Source organism: Streptomyces sp. NK15101 (assembly GCF_020400725.1).
Lineage (GTDB): Bacteria > Actinomycetota > Actinomycetes > Streptomycetales > Streptomycetaceae > Streptomyces.
The window spans coordinates 14,762-33,775 of the sequence record NZ_JAINVG010000034.1 but is presented as its reverse complement, the minus strand read 5'-3'; the positions used below and the strand labels follow the sequence as shown (position 1 = coordinate 33,775).

The 19,014-nt window shown below is 71.4% G+C and carries 16 protein-coding genes; 3 read left to right on the top strand and 13 right to left on the bottom strand.

The window, feature by feature from the left end; all coding sequences use genetic code 11:
- Nucleotides 1–399 precede the first annotated feature (399 nt).
- Complete coding sequence (locus tag K7G60_RS39430) at nucleotides 400–1,401, top strand: GNAT family N-acetyltransferase (RefSeq protein WP_374115653.1); 1,002 nt, start codon at nucleotides 400–402, stop codon at nucleotides 1,399–1,401.
- Between the two features lie 261 nt (nucleotides 1,402–1,662).
- Here the strand turns inward: K7G60_RS39430 and pssA are convergent, their stop codons facing one another.
- The 9 genes from pssA to K7G60_RS19450 all read right to left on the bottom strand — a co-directional run bounded on the left by pssA (nucleotide 1,663) and on the right by K7G60_RS19450 (nucleotide 12,567).
- Entirely contained in the window at nucleotides 1,663–2,526 is an 864-nt protein-coding gene (gene pssA / locus K7G60_RS19490; protein ID WP_225802250.1) for a CDP-diacylglycerol--serine O-phosphatidyltransferase, read from the bottom strand.
- Nucleotides 2,519–3,175 (bottom strand): phosphatidylserine decarboxylase, encoded by a 657-nt coding sequence (locus K7G60_RS19485; protein WP_225802217.1) that lies wholly within the window; start codon nucleotides 3,173–3,175, stop codon nucleotides 2,519–2,521. Before K7G60_RS19485 ends, pssA begins: the two co-directional genes overlap by 8 nt.
- Nucleotides 3,176–3,344: 169 nt before the next feature.
- Entirely contained in the window at nucleotides 3,345–4,550 is a 1,206-nt protein-coding gene (locus tag K7G60_RS19480; protein WP_225802216.1) for an acyl-CoA dehydrogenase family protein, read from the bottom strand.
- A gap of 2 nt (nucleotides 4,551–4,552) precedes the next feature.
- Entirely contained in the window at nucleotides 4,553–5,065 is a 513-nt protein-coding gene (locus tag K7G60_RS19475) for a MaoC family dehydratase (RefSeq protein ID WP_015656728.1), read from the bottom strand.
- 5 nt (nucleotides 5,066–5,070) lie between these two features.
- Complete coding sequence (locus tag K7G60_RS19470) at nucleotides 5,071–6,036, bottom strand: CoA ester lyase (protein WP_015037486.1); 966 nt, start codon at nucleotides 6,034–6,036, stop codon at nucleotides 5,071–5,073.
- Complete coding sequence (locus K7G60_RS19465; RefSeq protein WP_225802215.1) at nucleotides 6,033–8,069, bottom strand: protein meaA; 2,037 nt, start codon at nucleotides 8,067–8,069, stop codon at nucleotides 6,033–6,035. Before K7G60_RS19465 ends, K7G60_RS19470 begins: the two co-directional genes overlap by 4 nt.
- Before the next feature lie 10 nt (nucleotides 8,070–8,079).
- On the bottom strand, nucleotides 8,080–9,417 hold the full coding sequence (ccrA, locus tag K7G60_RS19460) for a crotonyl-CoA carboxylase/reductase (protein WP_225802214.1): 1,338 nt from the start codon (nucleotides 9,415–9,417) through the stop codon (nucleotides 8,080–8,082).
- A gap of 416 nt (nucleotides 9,418–9,833) precedes the next feature.
- Nucleotides 9,834–10,670, bottom strand: a complete 837-nt coding sequence (locus K7G60_RS19455; RefSeq protein WP_225802213.1) for a TetR family transcriptional regulator — start codon at nucleotides 10,668–10,670, stop codon at nucleotides 9,834–9,836.
- A gap of 115 nt (nucleotides 10,671–10,785) precedes the next feature.
- Nucleotides 10,786–12,567 (bottom strand): 3-hydroxyacyl-CoA dehydrogenase family protein, encoded by a 1,782-nt coding sequence (locus K7G60_RS19450; RefSeq protein ID WP_225802212.1) that lies wholly within the window; start codon nucleotides 12,565–12,567, stop codon nucleotides 10,786–10,788.
- A 299-nt stretch (nucleotides 12,568–12,866) separates the two neighbouring features.
- On the opposite strand from K7G60_RS19450, the gene K7G60_RS19445 reads away from it, so the two are divergent.
- Nucleotides 12,867–13,544 (top strand): adenylosuccinate lyase, encoded by a 678-nt coding sequence (locus tag K7G60_RS19445; RefSeq protein WP_263986083.1) that lies wholly within the window; start codon nucleotides 12,867–12,869, stop codon nucleotides 13,542–13,544.
- Here the strand turns inward: K7G60_RS19445 and K7G60_RS19440 are convergent.
- From K7G60_RS19440 to K7G60_RS19425, 4 genes are all read right to left on the bottom strand, one after another.
- Nucleotides 13,515–14,771: an MFS transporter gene (locus K7G60_RS19440; RefSeq protein ID WP_225802210.1), complete on the bottom strand. Its 1,257-nt coding sequence runs from the start codon at nucleotides 14,769–14,771 to the stop codon at nucleotides 13,515–13,517. The two genes, K7G60_RS19445 and K7G60_RS19440, sit on opposite strands and share 30 nt — an antisense overlap.
- Before the next feature lie 141 nt (nucleotides 14,772–14,912).
- Nucleotides 14,913–15,356, bottom strand: a complete 444-nt coding sequence (locus tag K7G60_RS19435; RefSeq protein ID WP_225802209.1) for a RidA family protein — start codon at nucleotides 15,354–15,356, stop codon at nucleotides 14,913–14,915.
- Between the two features lie 79 nt (nucleotides 15,357–15,435).
- Nucleotides 15,436–17,064, bottom strand: coding sequence for an alpha/beta fold hydrolase (locus tag K7G60_RS19430; protein WP_225802208.1), 1,629 nt, complete (start codon nucleotides 17,062–17,064; stop codon nucleotides 15,436–15,438).
- Between the two features lie 138 nt (nucleotides 17,065–17,202).
- Nucleotides 17,203–18,234 carry an Rv2578c family radical SAM protein gene (locus tag K7G60_RS19425; RefSeq protein WP_225802207.1) on the bottom strand — a complete coding sequence of 344 codons (1,032 nt, stop codon included), beginning with the start codon at nucleotides 18,232–18,234 and terminating at the stop codon, nucleotides 17,203–17,205.
- A 148-nt stretch (nucleotides 18,235–18,382) separates the two neighbouring features.
- On the opposite strand from K7G60_RS19425, the gene K7G60_RS19420 reads away from it, so the two are divergent.
- Entirely contained in the window at nucleotides 18,383–18,826 is a 444-nt protein-coding gene (locus K7G60_RS19420; RefSeq protein ID WP_030686492.1) for an SRPBCC family protein, read from the top strand.
- Nucleotides 18,827–19,014 lie beyond the last annotated feature (188 nt).

The window sequence follows — 19,014 nt, the reverse complement described above, 5'->3', positions numbered from 1 at the left end:
CGGAACGGGTGGGCACAACGGAACGGCGCCCCTTGCCGGCACCCGAGGCTCACGCGCCTGGACCCGCACCCCGTGCACAGTGTGCTGTCGGTGCGGGGCAAGGCGCGGAACGCGGAGGCGCCACTGAGGGCGCCGTCCCGTGTGCCCACCCTCCCCCAAGCTCTCGGCTCCGCTCGAGCAGGGGGGAGACCCCCTCGCCCCAGCGGGACGATTGCCCACACGGCGGGTGGGCGGGGGCACCGCCCCCCCGCGGGCCCGCACGGGCGGACGCGCGGCCCGCGCGGGCGGGGCGGCACCTGACGACCGGCGGCGCCCGTCGCGCCCGCCCCCAGTACCCGCATGGGCCCCGCCCCAGAAGACCGTCATCTTCGGGAAACACGCGGATGTGAAGCTCGGTCCATGACCGCACGCATCGAGGAGAACCGCTCCCACCCCCGCCTGCCCGACCTCCTGGCCGCCTACCACCTGGTCAACCAGGCCGAGAAGGGGACGGCCGTGGCGACCGCCGCCGAGCTTCCGGCCGTGTACCGCGCCGAGGCCGAGGACCCGGCCGCCGCGTTCGCCGCCGACACCGTCCTGCTCGCCACCCCGCCCGGCGCCGACGAGCCGGCCGGTTGCGTGGTCCTCAAGGCGCCGCGGGAGGGCCGCGCGCCCGAGATCAAGCGGCTCTGGGTCGCGCCCGAGGCCCGTAGGAAGGGGGTCGCGAAGGCGCTCATGGCCGAGGCCCTGCGCCGGGCGGCGGCCGCCGGCGCCCCCGCCGTACGCCTCACGGTCTGGAACTGGCGGGAGGAGCCGCTCGCCCTCTACCGGAGCCTCGGCTTCGGGACCGTCGCCTCCTGGGACGACCGTCCCGACCTCCTCTGCCTGGAGCGGCGGCTCGACCTCATCGAGCGCCTCGACCCCGACGCCGTACGGGCCCACGCCCCGGCCGGGCTCGCCGCGCTCCTCGTCGACGCCGTCGACGGCGGGGCCTCCGTCGGCTTCCTGGCGCCCCTGGAAGCCGCCGAGGCGGCCGCCTGGTGGTCGGGCGTCGCCGAGGAGGCCGCGCGGGGCGTACGGGACGTCTGGGCCGCCCGCGCCCCCGACGGGCGGCTGACCGGCGTCGTCACCCTCGTCCGCACCGGCACGGCCAACGGCCGGCACCGCGGGGAGATCGCCCGGCTCCTCGTCCACAGCTCTGCCCGCGGCCGGGGCCTCGGGCAGCGGCTGCTGGCCACGGCCGAGGCGCACGCCGCCGCCACGGGCCTCACGCTGCTGGTCCTGGACACCCAGACCGGCAGCCCGGCCGAGCGCCTCTACCGGGGAGCGGGCTGGACCGCCGCCGGGACGATCCCGGACTTCGCCGCCGACCCGGCCGGCACCCTCCGGTCCACCACGCTCTACTACAAGCGCCTCGGCTAGGGCGGGTCCGGAAGGTCCCGCCCGGCTCGCGGCGCCCCCACCACCCTTGGCACCGTCCGAAGCAGGAAGCAGGGAGCAGGGAGCAGGGAGCCGGGAGCCGGGAGCCGGGAGCCGGGACGGAGCGAGCGGAGCGGACGCGGCGCACCGGACGCCACGAGCCCTGCCCTCCGGGCAGACGGTGCTCCTTTCCGGCCACGCCCCAGGGCATGCGGAAGGGCCCGGGAGACGATTCGCCTCCCGGGCCCTTCCGTACGCCGTCCGCTACGGCAGCTGCGCCGCCCGCGCCTCCCGGCTCTCACGCCGGTTGCCGCGGAAGGTGTTCACTCGGCGGGCCGTCGCGAAGAGGGGGATCACGGCGCCCATCACCACCTGCAGCGCGCAGCCGGTCTGGAGCAGGAACGCCCCGCCCGGCGCGTCGAACGCCCAGGCCGCCAGCATGGCCATCGCACCGACGATCCAGCTGAGCATCGCCACCGCGAGGACACCCCGCGGCTTCGGGTACTCGACCCGGCTGACCATCAGCCACGCCACTCCGATGATCGCGAGCAGCGTCGGGATGAAGGGCAGCTCGAGCAGCACGATCGAGACGACCGTCAGCGCGCCGAAGGGGCTCGGCATGCCCTGGAACATGCCGTCCTTCATGGTCACGCACGAGAATCTCGCGAGCCTCAGCACCACGGCGAGCAGCACCACGATCGCGGCCACGGCCGAGACCTTCTGCTGTGCGTCGTCCGCGACCATTCCGTACACGAGCACGAAGTAGGCCGGGGCCAGACCGAAGCTGATCAGGTCCGACAGGTTGTCGAGCTCGGCGCCCATCGGCGAGCTGCGGAGCTTGCGCGCCACGATGCCGTCGAAGAGGTCGAAGATCGCCGCGGCCAGCATCAGGATCACGGCGGTGGCGGCGCTGTTGCGCGCCATGCCGGTCTCGCTGCTGCCGGTGAGGTGCGGGATGAGGATGCCCGTGGTGGTGAAGTACACCGCCATGAAGCCGCACGTGGCGTTACCGAGCGTGAGGGCGTCCGCTATGGACAGCCTCAGCGACAGCGGCATCTCCTCGGCGTCCTCCGCCTCCGCCTCCGCGTCGGCGACCCAGTCGGCGGCCCGTGTGTCGGGATCAATCACGGTCAATGCGAGTCACCCCCGCGGTGGTGACCTGGCCGACCTCGACCGCGACCTCGACGCCCTCGGGGAGGTAGATGTCGACGCGCGAGCCGAATCGGATCAGACCGATGCGGTCACCCTGCTCGACCTTCGTCCCCTGAGGGATGTACGGCACGATCCGCCGGGCGACGGCGCCCGCGATCTGGACCATCTCGATGTCACCGAGCTCGGTGTCGAAGTGCCAGACAACGCGCTCGTTGTTCTCGCTCTCCTTGTTGAACGCCGGCACGAACCCGCCGGGGACGTGCTCCACGGACGTCACCGTGCCGGCCAGCGGCGCGCGGTTGACGTGGACGTTCAGCGGGCTCATGAAGATGGCGACCCGGGTGCGCCCGTCCTTCCACGGCATGATGCTCTGCACCACACCGTCGGCGGGGGAGATGACCCGGCCCTGAGCGATCTCGCGCTCGGGGTCGCGGAAGAACCACAGCATGCCGGCCGCGAGAGCGGTGGTCGGCACGGCGATGGCCGCGGCACGCCTCGACTTGCGGGAGCGCGCGAGGCTGAGCGCCGCGGTGGCCACGGTCGGCAGAAGCCACGGCGATGCTCCGCGTGCGATGCGTACGCCCTTGAGGCTGTCGCGATGTGCAGAGGTTCGACTGTCGGGCATGGATGACCTTCGTAGCGGATGATGCCGCACTGGCAACGGGGGACGGCGGCTTTCCGGCGATGCTATCGGTTGCGGGGCGCAACTGGGCAAGCCAGGAACCGAGTCGGCGGCCGGAAGACGAACACAGGGTGTGATCTTCTTCGCGGCCGAACCGGCTCAAAAGCGACAATCAACCCTGGAATCGGTACTCCTCGAGCAGCCGACGACCAATGATCATTTTCTGGATCTCGGCGGTACCTTCACCGATGAGCAGCATCGGAGCTTCCCGGTAGAGGCGCTCGATCTCGTACTCCTTCGAGAACCCGTATCCACCGTGGATCCGGAAGGCGTCCTCGACGACCTCCTTGCAGTATTCGGAGGCGAGGTACTTCGCCATCCCTGCTTCGAGGTCGTTTCGTTCCCCGGAGTCCTTTTTGCGTGCTGCGTTCACCATCATGGCATGGGCGGCCTCGACCTTGGTAGCCATTTCGGCCAGCTTGAACTGGATCGCCTGGTGCTGGGCGATCGCCTTGCCGAAAGTGTGACGCTGCTGGGCATACTGGACGCCCAGTTCGAAAGCACGCTGAGCGACGCCGCAACCACGGGCCGCCACGTTCACGCGGCCGACCTCGACTCCGTCCATCATTTGGTAAAACCCTCGGCCGGTGACCCCGCCGAGTACACGATTGGCCGGAATGCGCAGTCCGTCCATGATGAGCTCGGTCGTGTCGACGCCCTTGTAACCCATCTTGTCGATCTTGCCGGGGATGGTGAGGCCGGGGCGGACCTCTCCGAAGCCGGGCTCCTTCTCGACGAGGAAGGTCGTCATCGACTTGTGGGGGGCCGTGCCCTCGGGGTGTCCTTCGTCACTTCGGACGAGAACGGCCACCAGCGTTGACGTGCCGCCGTTCGTCAGCCACATCTTCTGGCCGTTGAGGACGTACTCGTCGCCGTCCCTGACCGCCTTCGACGTGATCGCCGACACGTCCGAGCCGAGGCCCGGCTCCGACATCGAGAAGGCGCCGCGCGTCTCGCCGGCCGCCATCCGCGGAAGGAAGTACTCCTTCTGCTCCTGGGTGCCGTGCTGCTTCAGCATGTACGCCACGATGAAGTGGGTGTTGATGATGCCGGAGACCGACATCCAGCCGCGGGCGATCTCCTCCACGCACAGCGCGTAGGTGAGCAGCGACTCGCCCAGGCCCCCGTACTCCTCGGGGATCATCAGGCCGAAGACGCCGAGCTCCTTGAGCCCGTCGACGATCTGCTGCGGGTACTCGTCGCGGTGCTCCAGCTCCGTCGCGACCGGGATGATCTCCTTGTCGACGAAGTCCCGGACGGTGGCGAGGATCTCCTGCTGGACATCGGTCAGACCGTGGGTCTGGGCGAGTCGCGCCATGACTACTTCCCCTGTTCCTTGAGCTCGGGGCGGCCGGGCTGCTCGCCGCCGCGCTCCTTGATGTACGTCTCGGTGGGGACCATCACCTTGCGGCGGAAGACGCAGACGAGGGTGCCGTCCTGCTTGTAGCCCTTGGTCTCGACGTAGACGATGCCGCGGTCGTTCTTCGACTTCGACGGGGTCTTGTCGAGGACCGTGGTCTCGCCGTAGATGGTGTCGCCGTGGAAGGTCGGCGCCACGTGCCGCAGCGACTCGATCTCCAGGTTGGCGATCGCCTTGCCGGAGACGTCCGGCACGGACATGCCGAGCAGCAGCGAGTAGATGTAGTTGCCGACGACGACGTTCTTGCCGAAATCCGTCGTGTTCTCGGCGTAGTTCACATCCATGTGCAGCGGATGGTGGTTCATCGTCAGCAGACAGAAGAGGTGGTCGTCGTACTCGGTGACCGTCTTTCCGGGCCAGTGCTTGTAGACGGCACCGACTTCGAACTCTTCGTAGGTACGGCCGAACTGCATCGGACTCAGGCCTCCGGGATCTCGAACTTGCTGGTGCGCTGCATGCCGGCGGCGCGGCCCTTGCCGGAGATGACCAGGGCCATCTTGCGGGAGGCCTCGTCGATCATCTCGTCGCCGAGCATCGCGGAGCCCTTCTTCCCGCCGGCCTCGGACGTGTAGTAGTCGTACGCGTCGAGGATCAGCTCGGCGTGGTCGTAGTCCTCCTGCGAGGGCGAGAAGATCTCGTTCGCGGCGGCGACCTGGTCCGGGTGCAGCACCCACTTGCCGTCGAAGCCCAGGGCGGCGGCGCGCTGCGCGACCGCCTTGTAGCCCTCCTGGTTGCGGATCTGCAGGTAGGGGCCGTCGATCGCCTGGAGGTTGTTGGCGCGGGCCGCCATCAGGATGCTCATCAGGATGTGGTGGTAGGCGTCCGCCGGGTAGCCGGGCGGCTGCTCGCCGACGACGAGGGACTTCATGTTGATGGAGGCCATGAAGTCGGCCGGGCCGAAGATGATCGTCTCGACGCGCTGGGAGGCCTGCGCGATCGCGTTGACGTTGGTCAGGCCCTGGGCGTTCTCGATCTGCGCCTCGATGCCGATCTTGCCGACCTCGAAGCCCATGGTCTTCTCGATCTGCGTGAGCAGCAGGTCGAGGGCGACGATCTGCTGGGCGTCCTGGACCTTCGGCAGCATGATGCAGTCGAGGTTCTGGCCGGCGCCCTCGACGACCGTGACGACGTCGCGGTAGGTCCAGTGGGTCGTCCAGTCGTTGACGCGGACCACGCGGGTCTTGCCGGTCCAGTCGCCCTCGTTCAGGAACTTCACGATGGTGTGCCGGGCCTCGGGCTTGGCCAGCGGGGCGCACGCGTCCTCCAGGTCGAGGAAGACCTGGTCGGCGGCGAGGCCCTGGGCCTTCTCGAGGAAGCGCGGGTTGGAGCCGGGGACCGCCAGGCAGGAGCGGCGGGGGCGGAGCCGGTTCACAGGGCTGGTCATGCGAGGACCTCCGTACTTTCCAGGGGGCTGAGCTTGTTCGCTTGCCGGATCTCGTCGACGATACGGCCGATGATCTCCGTGATACCGAAGTCCTTCGGTGTGAAGACGGCGGCCACGCCCGCGCGCTTCAGTTCTGCGGCGTCGGCGTTCGGGATGATTCCGCCGACGATGACCGGGATGTCCGGGGCGCCCGCCTCGCGGAGGCGGTCGAGGACGTCCGGGACCAGCTCGGAGTGCGAGCCGGAGAGGATCGACAGGCCCACGCAGTGCACGTCCTCCGCCAGGGCGGCGCTGACGATCTGCTCGGGGGTCAGCCGGATGCCCTGGTAGACCACCTCGAAACCGGCGTCACGCGCGCGTACGGCGATCTGCTCGGCCCCGTTGGAGTGCCCGTCCAGGCCCGGCTTGCCGACGAGCAGCCGCAGCCGCCCGCAGTTCAGCTCCTCGGCGGTCCGGGCCACCTTCTCGCGGACCAGCGCGAGCGGCGTGCCCGCCTCGGCCGTCACGGCGACCGGGGCGGAGGAGACGCCCGTCGGGGCGCGGAACTCCCCGAAAACCTCGCGCAGGGCCCCGGCCCACTCGCCGGTGGTGACACCGGCGCGGGCGCACTCGAGGGTGGCCTCCATGAGGTTCTCCGTGCCCTTGGCGGCCTCCTTGAGGCGCTCCAGGGCCTTGCAGGGCCGCGGGTGGTTGAAGGGCGGCTGGTAACGGTTGTCGCGCCAGGTCTTCAGCGAGTCGACGACCCGGGCCTCGACCGCCGGGTCGACCGTCATGATCGCGGTGTCCAGGTCGGCGGTGAGGGGGTTCTCCTCGGTCGACTGGAAGATGTTCACGCCGACGATCTTCTCCTCGCCGGCCTCGATCCGGGCGCGCCGCTCGGCGTGCGAGGAGACCAGCTGCGACTTGAGGTAGCCGGACTCGACGGCGGCCATCGCGCCGCCCATCTCCTGGATCCGCTCGATCTCGGCCAGGCACTCCTCGACGAGGGCGTCCACCTTGGCCTCGATCACGTGCGAGCCGGCGAAGATGTCCTCGTACTCCAGCAGGTCGGACTCGTGGGCGAGCACCTGCTGGATGCGGAGCGACCACTGCTGGTCCCAGGGCCGGGGGAGGCCGAGGGCCTCGTTCCAGGCCGGGAGCTGCACGGCACGCGCGCGGGCGTCCTTGGAGAGGGTGACGGCCAGCATCTCCAGGACGATCCGCTGGACGTTGTTCTCCGGCTGTGCCTCGGTCAGGCCGAGGGAGTTGACCTGGACGCCGTAGCGGAACCGGCGCTGCTTGGCGTTCTGGATGCCGTACCGCTCCAGCGTGATCTTGTCCCAGATGCGGCCGAAGGCGCGCATCTTGCACATCTCCTCGATGAAGCGGACGCCCGCGTTCACGAAGAAGGAGATGCGGGCGACGACCTCGCCGAAGCGGTCCTCGGGGACCTGGCCGGAGTCGCGGACCGAGTCGAGGACCGCGATCGCGGTGGCCATCGCGTACGAGATCTCCTGGACCGGCGTGGCCCCGGCCTCCTGCAGGTGGTAGCTGCAGATGTTGATCGGGTTCCACTTCGGGATGTGGTTGACCGTGTACGCGATCATGTCCGTCGTGAGGCGGAGCGAGGGGCCGGGCGGGAAGACGTGCGTCCCGCGCGACAGGTACTCCTTCACGATGTCGTTCTGGGTGGTGCCCTGGAGCTGGGTGATGTCCGCACCCTGCTCCTCGGCGGCCACCTGATAGAGCGCCAGCAGCCACATGGCGGTGGCGTTGATGGTCATCGAGGTGTTCATCTGCTCCAGGGGGATGTCCTGGAACAGCCGGCGCATGTCACCGAGGTGCGAGACGGGGACGCCGACCCGGCCGACCTCGCCGCGGGCGAGGATGTGGTCGGGGTCGTACCCGGTCTGCGTCGGCAGGTCGAACGCGACCGAGAGGCCGGTCTGACCCTTGGCGAGGTTGCGCCGGTACAGCTCGTTGGACGCCTCGGCGGTCGAGTGACCGGCGTACGTCCGCATGAGCCACGGCCGGTCCTTCTGGCGCTCTGTCATCTTCGGGACCTCAGACGTTCCGGAAGCGGTTGATGGCGTCGATGTGCTGGGCCCGGAGCTCCGGGTTGCTGACGCCCAGGCCCTCCTGCGGGGCGAGGGCGAGGACGCCGACCTTGCCCTGGTGCAGGTTGCGGTGGACGTCGTAGGCGGCCTGGCCGGTCTCCTCCAGGGAGTAGACCTTCGACAGGGTGGGGTGGATCTTGCCCTTGGCGATCAGGCGGTTGGCCTCCCACGCCTCGCGGTAGTTGGCGAAGTGCGAGCCGATGATCCGCTTCAGCGACATCCACAGGTAGCGGTTGTCGTACTGGTGCATGTAGCCCGAGGTCGAGGCGCAGGTGGTGATGGTGCCGCCCTTGCGGGTGACGTAGACCGAGGCGCCGAAGGTCTCGCGGCCCGGGTGCTCGAAGACGATGTCGATGTCCTCGCCGCCGGTCAGCTCGCGGATCTTGGAGCCGAAGCGCTTCCACTCGCGCGGGTCCTGGGTGTTCTCGTCCTTCCAGAACTTGTAGCCCTCGGCGTTGCGGTCGATGACCGCCTCGGCGCCCATGGACCGGCAGATGTCGGCCTTCTCGGGGGAGGAGACGACACAGATCGGGTTGGCGCCGCCGGCCAGGGCGAACTGCGTGGCGTACGAGCCGAGTCCGCCGCTCGCGCCCCAGATGAGGACGTTGTCGCCCTGCTTCATGCCGGCGCCGTTGCGGGAGACCAGCTGGCGGTAGGCGGTGGAGTTGACGAGGCCGGGGGCCGCCGCCTCCTCCCAGCTGAGGTGGCCGGGCTTCGGCATCAGCTGGTTGGACTTGACGAGGGCGATCTCGGCGAGGCCGCCGAAGTTGGTCTCGAAGCCCCAGATGCGCTGCTCGGGGTCGAGCATCGTGTCGTTGTGGCCGTCCGAGGACTCCAGCTCGACCGAGAGGCAGTGGGCGACGACCTCGTCGCCGGGCTTCCAGGAGTTGACGCCGGGGCCGGTGCGCAGGACGACGCCCGCGAGGTCGGAGCCGATGACGTGGTACGGCAGGTCGTGGCGCTTGGTGAGCTCCGAGAGCCGGCCGTAGCGCTCCAGGAAGCCGAAGGTCGAGACCGGCTCGAAGATCGAGGTCCAGACCGAGTTGTAGTTCACGGAGCTCGCCATGACGGCCACGAGGGCCTCGCCCGGGCCGAGCTCGGGCAGCTTGACGTCGTCGAGGTGGAGCGACTTGCGCGGGTCCTTGTCGCGGCTGGCGAGGCCGGCGAACATCTCCGCCTCGTCCTTGTGGACGGTGACGGCCCGGTACGACTCGGGGAGCTTGATGTTCGCGAAGTCGGCGGACGTGGAGTCCGGGGACTGGATCGCGTCCAGGATTTCCTTCACGGGTTGCCTCCGGCGGTGAGCGTCCCGGGGGAGGGACGCCTGAGGGTTACGGCGGAACGTGTTGCTGCTGTGGAGGTGTGCCGTCGGTTCGGCTGGGTGGTGCGGTGGCGGCGCTGTGTGGTGGAGCGCGAGGGTGCCTGTGACGCAGGCGTCCGGGCGCACCGGCCGTCGGCTGGTGGGGACAGCCGGCGCGCGAGGTGTGGTCTCTGCGCGCCGGCCGCCCGGACAACATCAACGTATGGCACGCCGTGTCACCTGACAAGGCACTGCGTGCCAACAATTTCACTCAGATGCAATCTGCCCGTCACGGATGAGCGATGATCGATCGAAATGGCCCGTGAGCTGCGGGAACATCACGGGAACGCAGAGAGGGCCGCCCCCGGATTCCGGGGGCGGCCCTCTCTGCGGAGCGGGGCTCAGGGCTTGGTGAGCGCCTGCTGGATGGTCCGCATGACCTCGTCGAGCGGAGCGTCCGTGCGCGCCACGGCGACCACGACGTCGCCCGTCGTCGACGCGGTCGCGGCCGGAGCCTCCGGGGCCGGCTCGGCCGGTACGGCGGTGCTCCCCGCGGGCGCCGGGCGGGCGCCTATGCCCGACCCGAAGGTCTCCCGGACGATCGCGAAGGCGTGGTCGAGCTGGGCCTCCACGTCGCCCTCGCCGCCCGCCCGCAGCCAGCGGCGCAGCACGTGGTTGTGGGCGGTGACGACCGCCGACGCGGCCACCTCGGCGAGCAGCGGGTCGTCGTTGCCGTCGTGGTGGTCCCGCTCGTCGAAGTGCCCCAGGAGATAGCGGGTGAAGAGGCGCTCGTAGCGGGCCACCGAGGCGATCTCCCGCTCCCGCAGGGTCGGCACCTCACGGGTGAGCCGGTAGCGCTCCACGGAGACCGCGGGGGACCCCGCGTACATCTTCATGACTTCCTTGATGCCCCGGCACACCGTGTCGAGCGGGTGCTCGTGCGGCGGAGCGGCGTTCAGCACCGCCTCCGCCCGCACCAGCGTGTCGTCGTGGTCGGGGAAGATCGCCTCTTCCTTGGACCGGAAGTGCCGGAAGAACGTCCGCCGGGCGACCCCGGCCGCGGCCGCGATCTCGTCGACGGTGGTCGCCTCGTACCCCTTGGTCGCGAACAGCTCCATCGCGGCGGTGGCGAGCTCCCGGCGCATCTTGAGCCGCTGTGCGGCGGCACGGGTGCCCGCCGCGCTCTCCGGAGCGTCGGACGGGGACGTGGCACGGGGTGTCTTCGCGGCCTTGGGCATGGTCCGAACGTACTGCATCGGAGGGGGAGTGTGCCCAGGTGGGGGCGGGGAGGCCCCCGGGGCACCGGCGGTGCCCGGGGGACTCAGCAGACCGCCCCAGCCGGCGGTGCGGGGCTCAGCGTCGGGCATATTCGCGGAAGCCGCGACCCGTCTTGCGGCCCAGGCAGCCCGCCGCCACCAGGTGCTCCAGGAGCGGGGCGGGAGCGAGGCCCGGGTCGCGGAACTCGCGGTGCAGCACCTGCTCGATCGCGAGCGAGACGTCCAGGCCGACCACGTCGAGCAGCTCGAACGGGCCCATCGGGTAGCCGCCGCCCAGCTTCATGGCCGCGTCGATGTCGTCCAGGGTCGCGTAGTGCTCCTGGACCATCTTGACCGCGTTGTTCAGGTACGGGAAGAGCAGCGCGTTCACGATGAAGCCGGCGCGGTCGCCGCAGTCCACCGGGTGCTTCCTGATCTTCGTCGTGACCTCGCGGACGGTGGCGTGGACGTCGTCGGCGGTCAGGACCGTACGGACGATCTCCACCAGCTTCATCGCCGGCGCCGGGTTGAAGAAGTGCATCCCGATGACGTCCTGCGGGCGCGAGGTGGCGCGGGCACAGGCGATGACCGGCAGCGAGGAGGTCGTGGTGGCCAGCACCGCGCCCGGCTTGCAGATCTTGTCGAGCCGTCCGAACAGCTCCTGCTTGACCGCCAGGTCCTCGGCGACCGCCTCGACGGCCAGGTCGACCTCGGCGAAGGCGTCGAGGGAGCCGGCCGGGGTGATCAGGGCGAGCGTCGTGTCGCGCGCCTCGGCCGTCATCCGGCCCTTGTCGACCGAGCGGGCCAGGGACTTGGCGATCCGGCCCTTGGCGGTGTCCGCCTTCTCCTGGGAACGGGCGGCGAGCACGACCGCGTAACCGGCCTTGGCGAAGACCTCGGCGATGCCGGAGGCCATGGTGCCCGAGCCGGCGACGCCGACCGAGCGGATCTCGCGGCCGCCGCCGGCTTCGGCGGAGGCGAGCGGGGTCAGCGCGTCGGGCACGACCTCGCCGGAGCCCGGCGCCTCGTACGTGTAGAAGCCGCGGCCCGCCTTACGGCCGGTCAGACCGGCCTCGCTGAGCTGCTTGAGGATCGGGGCGGGGGCGTGCAGCCGGTCGTGCGAGGCGGCGTACATGGCCTCCAGGACCGTACGGGCCGTGTCGACGCCGACCAGGTCGAGCAGCGCCAGCGGGCCCATCGGCAGGCCGCAGCCCAGCTTCATCGCCGCGTCGATGTCCTCGCGGGAGGCGTACTTGGCCTCGTACATCGCGGCGGCCTGGTTCAGGTAGCCGAAGAGCAGCCCGTCCGCGATGAAACCGGCCCGGTCGCCGACCGCCACCGGCTCCTTGCCGAGGTCCTGGGCGAGCCGGGTGACGGCGTCCACGGCCCGCGGGTCGGTCAGCACGGAGGAGACCACCTCGACCAGCTTCATCGCCTGGACCGGCGCGAAGAAGTGCAGGCCGAGGACCCGCTCGGGGTGCGCCGAGTCGGCGGCGAGCCGGGTCACGGAGAGGGCGTTGGTGCCGGTGGCCAGGATCGCGTCGGGCCGGACGATCCCGTCGAGGGCCCGGAAGACCTCCTGCTTCGCCTCGTACGACTCGGGCACGACCTCGATCACGAGGTCGGCCTCGGCGGCCGCCTGGAGGTCGGAGAAGGTACGGAAGCGGGCCAGGACGTCCTGCCGCTCCTCCTCGGTGATCCGCTCGCGGGCCACCGCGCGGGCGGTGGAGGCCTCCAGGGCGGCGACGGCCTGGGCGGCGGCGGTGTCGCTGATGTCGATGCCGATGACCTCGCGGCCGGCCCGGGCGAGGACATCGGCGATACCCGTGCCCATGGTGCCGAGACCGACGACGGCGATGGTGGAGAGAGGGGTGTCCATCAGGGGACTCCAGAGGAAGAGTGACGACTGAGGGCAGTGCGCGCACGAAAGGGGCGCGGGAAAGAGCGAGGGCGGGGCCCGGAAAAGAGAGCGGTGCCCTGGGAAAAGGTGCGACGGACTCTGTCCCGGAGCCACGTCGAAACTGCCGAACCGACAAGCGAACACAACGGCTGCGTCACCAGGCCGTTGTGAGAAGTGCGGGTGGTGCCCGCTCACCTGAGACTAACCGGCCGGTAACGAGCGCGCCAGTCCCGGGAAGTTGGGAAAGTGTGATCTGGATCGCGGATAGGGTCGGATTCATGGAAATCTCCGAGGACCCGGAATTCTGCTCGATGATCGATCGATTGCGGGACGAGATCGAGAATGACTCCGGAGAAGTCCCGACGGCATTCACGGAACTCACCGCACTCGTGGAACTCGCCGGATCCGGAGACCGCGCCGGGTCCGGGGACCGCGCCGGGTCCGGGGACCGCGCCGGGTCCGGGGGCCGCGCCGAGGAACTGCACCGTGTCCTCACCGCCCCCGGACAGCCGCTCTGGGCCCGCGAGATCGCCGCCTACGCCCTCGGCGTCGCCGGCGACTCCCGTGCCTTCGAGGCCCTCGTCCTGCTCCTCAACCACCGCGACCCGGAGCGCTGCGTCACAGCCGCCCACGCCCTGGCCCGGCTCGGCGATCCGCGCACCGCGCGCGCGGCCGCCGCCCTCGCCACCAACGAACTCCGCGTGGCCTACGCCCTGCTCCCGGTCCGGCTGCTCGCCGAGCTCCGCGCCCCCGAATCCGTGCCCGCCCTGATCACCGTCCTCGAACGGCGCCTCCGGGCCGACGACCCCCACTGGCGGGTCGGCCTCGCCTGCGTCGAGGGCCTGGGGGCGCTGGGCGACGCCCGGGCCCGCCCCGCCCTGGAGGCGGCCCTTCCGCACCCTAGGCTCGGCGTCGCCGCCCAGCGGTCACTGACTCGCCTCGACCGGGCCGGCTGACCCCGGGCGGGGCCGCGTCCCGGCCGGGCGCAGGCCGCCGACCGCCGCGAGGACCGGCGGGAGCGCGGCGAGCGCGAAGCAGACCGGCAGCGGCACCCTGCCCACCAGGAATCCCGCACCGGCCGTCGCCCCCGTGGTGCCCGCGTTGAAGGCCGTGTTGACCCAGGCCCCGGCCCGCGTGCGCCGTCCCGCGTCCACGGACTCGTCGGCGAGGAGATAGGCGCTCGTGATCGCCGGCGCCAGGAACAGACCGCCGAGCGCCACCCAGCCGGCCAGCGCGTACGGATGCGGGGAGAGCCCCGCCAGCGCGAGGACCGCACCGAGTCCGAGTGCCAGAGCCGAAAGCCGTACGGCGGTGGGCACCCGCCACGGCACGGCGCCGTACACCAGCCCGCCCACGGCGCTGCCCGCGGAGAGGGCCGCCATCGCCCACGGCACCGCCCCGGGGCGGTGGTGTGCGTCGGCGAACGCGATCACCAGCAGCTCGACCGCGCCCAGACACATGCCGACCGCGGCCGCCACGCCGGCCGCCGTGACCAGGCCGACCGGGGGCGCGCCCCGCAGCCCCGCCGCCTTCTCCGGCCCGCCGGACCCGAGTTCCCCGGCGCCGTTCCGCACCGGCGGCGAGGTGACGAGGGCGAGCGTTCCGGTCAGCACGAGCCCGGCGCTCACCGCGAGCCCGGCCGGCGCCGAGGCGTACCGCACGATCAGACCCACCAGCAACGGGCCCGTGACGAAGAGGAGTTCCTCCGCCACCGTGTCCAGGCTGTACGCGCGCCGCAGCAGGTGCCGGTCGGGCAGCATCGCGCTCCACAGCGCCCGCGTCACCGGACCGAGCGGCGGAGTCAGGGCCCCCGCGCAGGCGGCCAGGACCACCGGTGCGAGCGCCGGGGTCGCGGGCCGGGCCGTGGCCACCGCGAGCGCGGCGAGCAGCAGCGCGTACGCGGCGGCCGGCGGTACCAGTGCCCGGCGCGGCCCGAACCGGTCGACGAGGCCGGCCCGGGCGGGCGACAGCAGGACACCGGCGAGACCGAACGCGGCCATGGCCGTACCGGCCGCGGCGTAGGAACCGGTGCTCCCCTTGACGGAGAGGATCAGGGAGAGCGGGGCGGTGCCGTACGACAGCCGCCCCAGGAGGGCCGCCCCGAAGGTGCGGCGGGCGTGCGGGGCCCGCAGCACCGCGGCGTACGAGGGCGCGGGGGAGTGGGAAGGGGAGGTCACGGACATGACGGAGTTCCTCGGAAGGGGCGCCGGGCAGCGGCCTGCGGCGCCGAAGCGTGCGGGGACGGCGGGACACCGCGCCCGGCTGGGCACGGTCGTCGGATCGCCGACTCCTACGCACGGAAGAGGAACATGCGCGTCAAAGTATCAGGGAAGATCCGCCCCGGCGTCGCCGGGCTCCGTCGCGGCCCGGTCCGGGACCAGCGCGAACGCCTCGATCTCGACGAGCAGTTCCGGTCGGACGAGCGCCGACACCTGCACCGCCGAGCTCGCCGGCAGCGGCGCGCCCGCGAAGCGGGCGTCCCGGGCGTCCCGCACCGCCGGGAGGTGGGCCATGTCCGTCACGAAGTACGTCAGCTTCACCACGTCCCCGAAGCCCGCGCCGGCCGCGGCGAGACAGCGCTCCAGGTTCGCGAAGACCTGCTGGGCCTGGGCCGCCGCGTCGCCCTCCCCGACCACCGCGCCGGAGGCGTCGAAGGCACACTGCCCGGATATCGCGACGAACCTGCCCGTGCCCCACACGACGTGGCTGTACTGGGGGCTGGGCGCGAGGCCGTCGGGGGCGGGCACATGGGTGAGGTGGCTCGTCATGCCCCACATCCTCGCGCACGCCGGCGACGGTGCCCGCCCCCCTTGGCGGGGAGCGGGCACCGGGAAGGGAAGGGAAGGGTCAGCGCACGTGGCCGAGAAGACCGTGGAGGGCGATTCCGGCCCGCTCCGCGCGCACCGCGCCCGCCCGCTTGCCGCTCTTCTCCGGGGTCGACGGCGCGGCCGCGGTCACGGGCTCCGGCTCCGGTTCGGGGAGCGCGGCGCAGATCGCGTCCACCTCGGTGTCGCCCTCGCCGCGCGGGACCTCGCCCGTGGCGAGGTAGGCGGCCAGGTGCTCGTCGAGGCAGTCGTTCCCGCCGAGCGTCACCCCGTGGTTCCCGCCGCCCTCCTCGACGACGAGGCTGGAACCGCGCATCAGACGGTGCAGGGCGACCCCGCCCTCGTACGGCGTCGCCGCGTCGTCCGTGGCCTGGAGGATGAGCACCGGCGGCAGCTGGTCGTTGGCGACCTCCGGCGGGGTCAGGGACTCCACCGGCCAGAAGGCGCAGGGCGCGTTGTACCAGGCGTTGTTCCAGGTCGAGAACGGCGCCTTCGCGTGCACGTCCCAGTTGTCCTTGCGCCACACGCTCCAGTCGCGGGGCCAGCCCGCGTCCCGGCACTGCACGCTCGTGTAGACCGAGTAGCCGTTGTCGGCGGCCGCGTCGGCCTCCCCGTACCGCTCGTACGCCTCCTTCAGCGGCACCGGGTCCGCGTCGTTGACGTACGCGGCGAAGGCGCTCGCCAGGCGGGGCCAGTAGCCGTTGTAGTACCCGCCGGGCAGGAAGGTGTCCTCCAGCTCGGCGGGGCCGACCTTGCCGCCGGCCGGGGCCGTGCGCAGCGCGTCGCGCATCCGGTACCAGGCGGCCTCGACCGCCGCCGGGTCGGTGCCCAGCCTGTACACGGCGTTCTGCCGGGCCACCCACGCCATGAAGTCCTTGTGCCGGTTGTCGAAGGCGTAGTCCTGCGCGATGTTGTCCTCGTACCAGACGCCGTGCGGGTTCACGACCGAGTCGAGCGCCATCCGCCGCACCCGGTCCGGGTAGAGGCGCGCGTACACGGAGCCCAGGTAGGTGCCGTACGAGTAGCCGAGGTAGTTGATCCTCGGCGCGCCGACCGCCTGCCGGATCGCGTCCAGGTCCCGGGCGGTGCTCACGGTGTCGATGTACGGCAGCACGTCCGCGTACTTGTCGCCGCAGGCCTCGGCGAAGGACTGCGCCCGCTCGATGGCCGCCCGCTCGGCCGTGGTCCCGGTCGGCACCGAGTCCGCCCGCACCGGCGCGAAGTGGCCGGGCTTGCAGTCGAGCGCGGGCTCGCTCCTGCCGACCCCGCGGGGGTCGAAGCCGATCACGTCGTACTCGGCGGTCACCTTCGGGGGCAGCGAGGCCGCCACGTACCCGGCCATGCCGAGCCCGCTGCCGCCGGGGCCGCCCGGGTTCACGAGCAGCGGGCCCTGGAAGGTCTTCGCGGTGTGCGGGACGCGGGTGAGGGCCAGGGTGATCTTCCGCCCGGCCGGGTCGTCGTGGTTGAGCGGCACCTTCAGGGTGGCGCACTGGAGCCGGGGGTACGCCTTCGTGGCGCACTCGGTCCAGGCGAGCCCGGCGAGCGGCCGGGGGGTCGGTTCGCCGGCGTCCGCGGGGGCGGCGGGCAGGACGGTGACCGTCCCGGCGACCAGCGCTCCAGCGGCGATCAGCATTCCTGCGCGTGGGGTCATAGGGCGTTTGTGTCCCGTACCGGCGCCGAGAGGACCTGTTTCGCCGAGAGTTGACCCGAACGGATGCGGATCCGACGGCGTGTCAGACGACCGGTCCGATGATCGGCCCGGCGTGCCGTCGGGGAGCCGTCCGGGCGCTCAGAGGAGGGAGAGCTGCTCCGGGACGGCCGTCGTGGACGGCTCCTCCGGTACGGGGATCCGCCGCGCCGCGCCCCGGTGGGCGGGTCCGATGCCGAACTCGGCGGCCAGCTCGTGCACCTGACGGGTGATCCGGCGCTGGTACCAGGTCGGCGCGTAGGCCCCGTCCGCGTACATCCGCTCGTACCGCCGCACCAGGCCCGGGTGGTGGTCGCGCAGCCAGGCCGTGAACCACTCGCGGGCGCCCGGCCGCAGGTGCAGGACGAGCGGGGTGACCGAACTCGCGCCGGCCTCGGCGATCGCGCGGACCGTCGCGCGCAGCTGCTCGGGCCGGTCGCCGAGGAAGGGCACCACGGGCGCCATCAGGACCCCGCAGTCGATGCCGTGCTCGCCGAGGGCGCGGACGACGTCGAGGCGGCGCTGCGGCGAGGGGGTGCCGGGCTCGATCGTCCGCCAGAGCTCCCGGTCGGTGAAGCCGACCGAGACGGAGATGCCGACCTCGGTCACCCGGGCGGCCTGGGCGAGGAGTTCCAGGTCGCGCAGGATCAGGGTGCCCTTGGTGAGGATCGAGAACGGGTTCGCCCGGTCCCGCAGCGCCGTGAGGATGCCCGGCATGAGGCGGTAGCGGCCCTCGGCGCGCTGGTAGCAGTCGACGTTGGTGCCCATGGCGACGTGCGCGCCCTGCCAGCGGGCGGAGGCGAGCTGCCGGGTCAGCAGCTCCGGGGCGTTGATCTTGACGACGATCTGGGAGTCGAATCCCAGGCCGGTGTCCAGGTCGAGATAGCTGTGGCTCTTGCGGGCGAAGCAGTACACGCACGCGTGCGTGCAGCCGCGGTACGGGTTGACCGTCCATTCGAACGGCATCCGGGAGGCGCCGGGCACCCGGTTCAGGATCGAGCGGGCCCTGACCTCGTGGAAGGTGATGCCCCGGAACTCGGGAGCGTCGAAGGTGCGGGTGGTGACCGCGTCCGTGCCGAACAGGGCGATGTCGGCGGGGGCGGCGGGGGTGTCGCCCAGATTGTCCCAGCGCATGGACGTCTCCTCGGTGGCTCGGCCTCGACCGTTCGCTCAGAATAGAACATCTGTTCCCTTGATCGTCGCAACCCGGATTTCGCCCCCCGGAGCCCACGTGGTTCGCTTGGCCCACACCCCCCGAGGAATCACGAGCTGGAGGAAGTCAATGGCGCAGGTCGAGGCCACCACGGAACGGATCATCGCCGCGGACGCGGAGACGGTGTTCGACGCCCTGGCCGACTACAGCGGCACGCGCGCGAAGCTGCTCCCCGAGCACTTCAGCGAGTACGAGGTGCGCGAGGGCGGCGACGGCGAGGGCACCCTCGTCCACTGGAAGCTCCAGGCCACCAGCAAGCGCGTCCGCGACTGCCTCCTGGAGGTCACCGAGCCCACCGACGGGCAGCTCGTCGAGAAGGACCGCAACTCCTCCATGGTCACCACCTGGACGGTCACCCCGGCCGGCGAGGGCAAGTCCCGCGCCGTCGTCACCACCGTCTGGAACGGCGCCGGCGGCATCGGCGGCTTCTTCGAGAAGACCTTCGCGCCCAAGGGGCTCGGCCGCATCTACGACGCCGTCCTCGCCAAGCTGGCCGACGAGGTCGAGAAGTAACGCCCCGGGCGTTCACCGATTCGAGTGGATCGCCCGCACCCCCCGTACCGGCGCCCCCGCGCACCGGGGGGCGCGGGCCTTCTCGTAAACGCGCTGATGAGCGACCCAAGTGCGCCGTAGTGCAGGGACGTTCACCCCCGGAGGCGCCACCACCCTCCCGTGCCGCCCGACTTGCTCCCCCTTCGCGT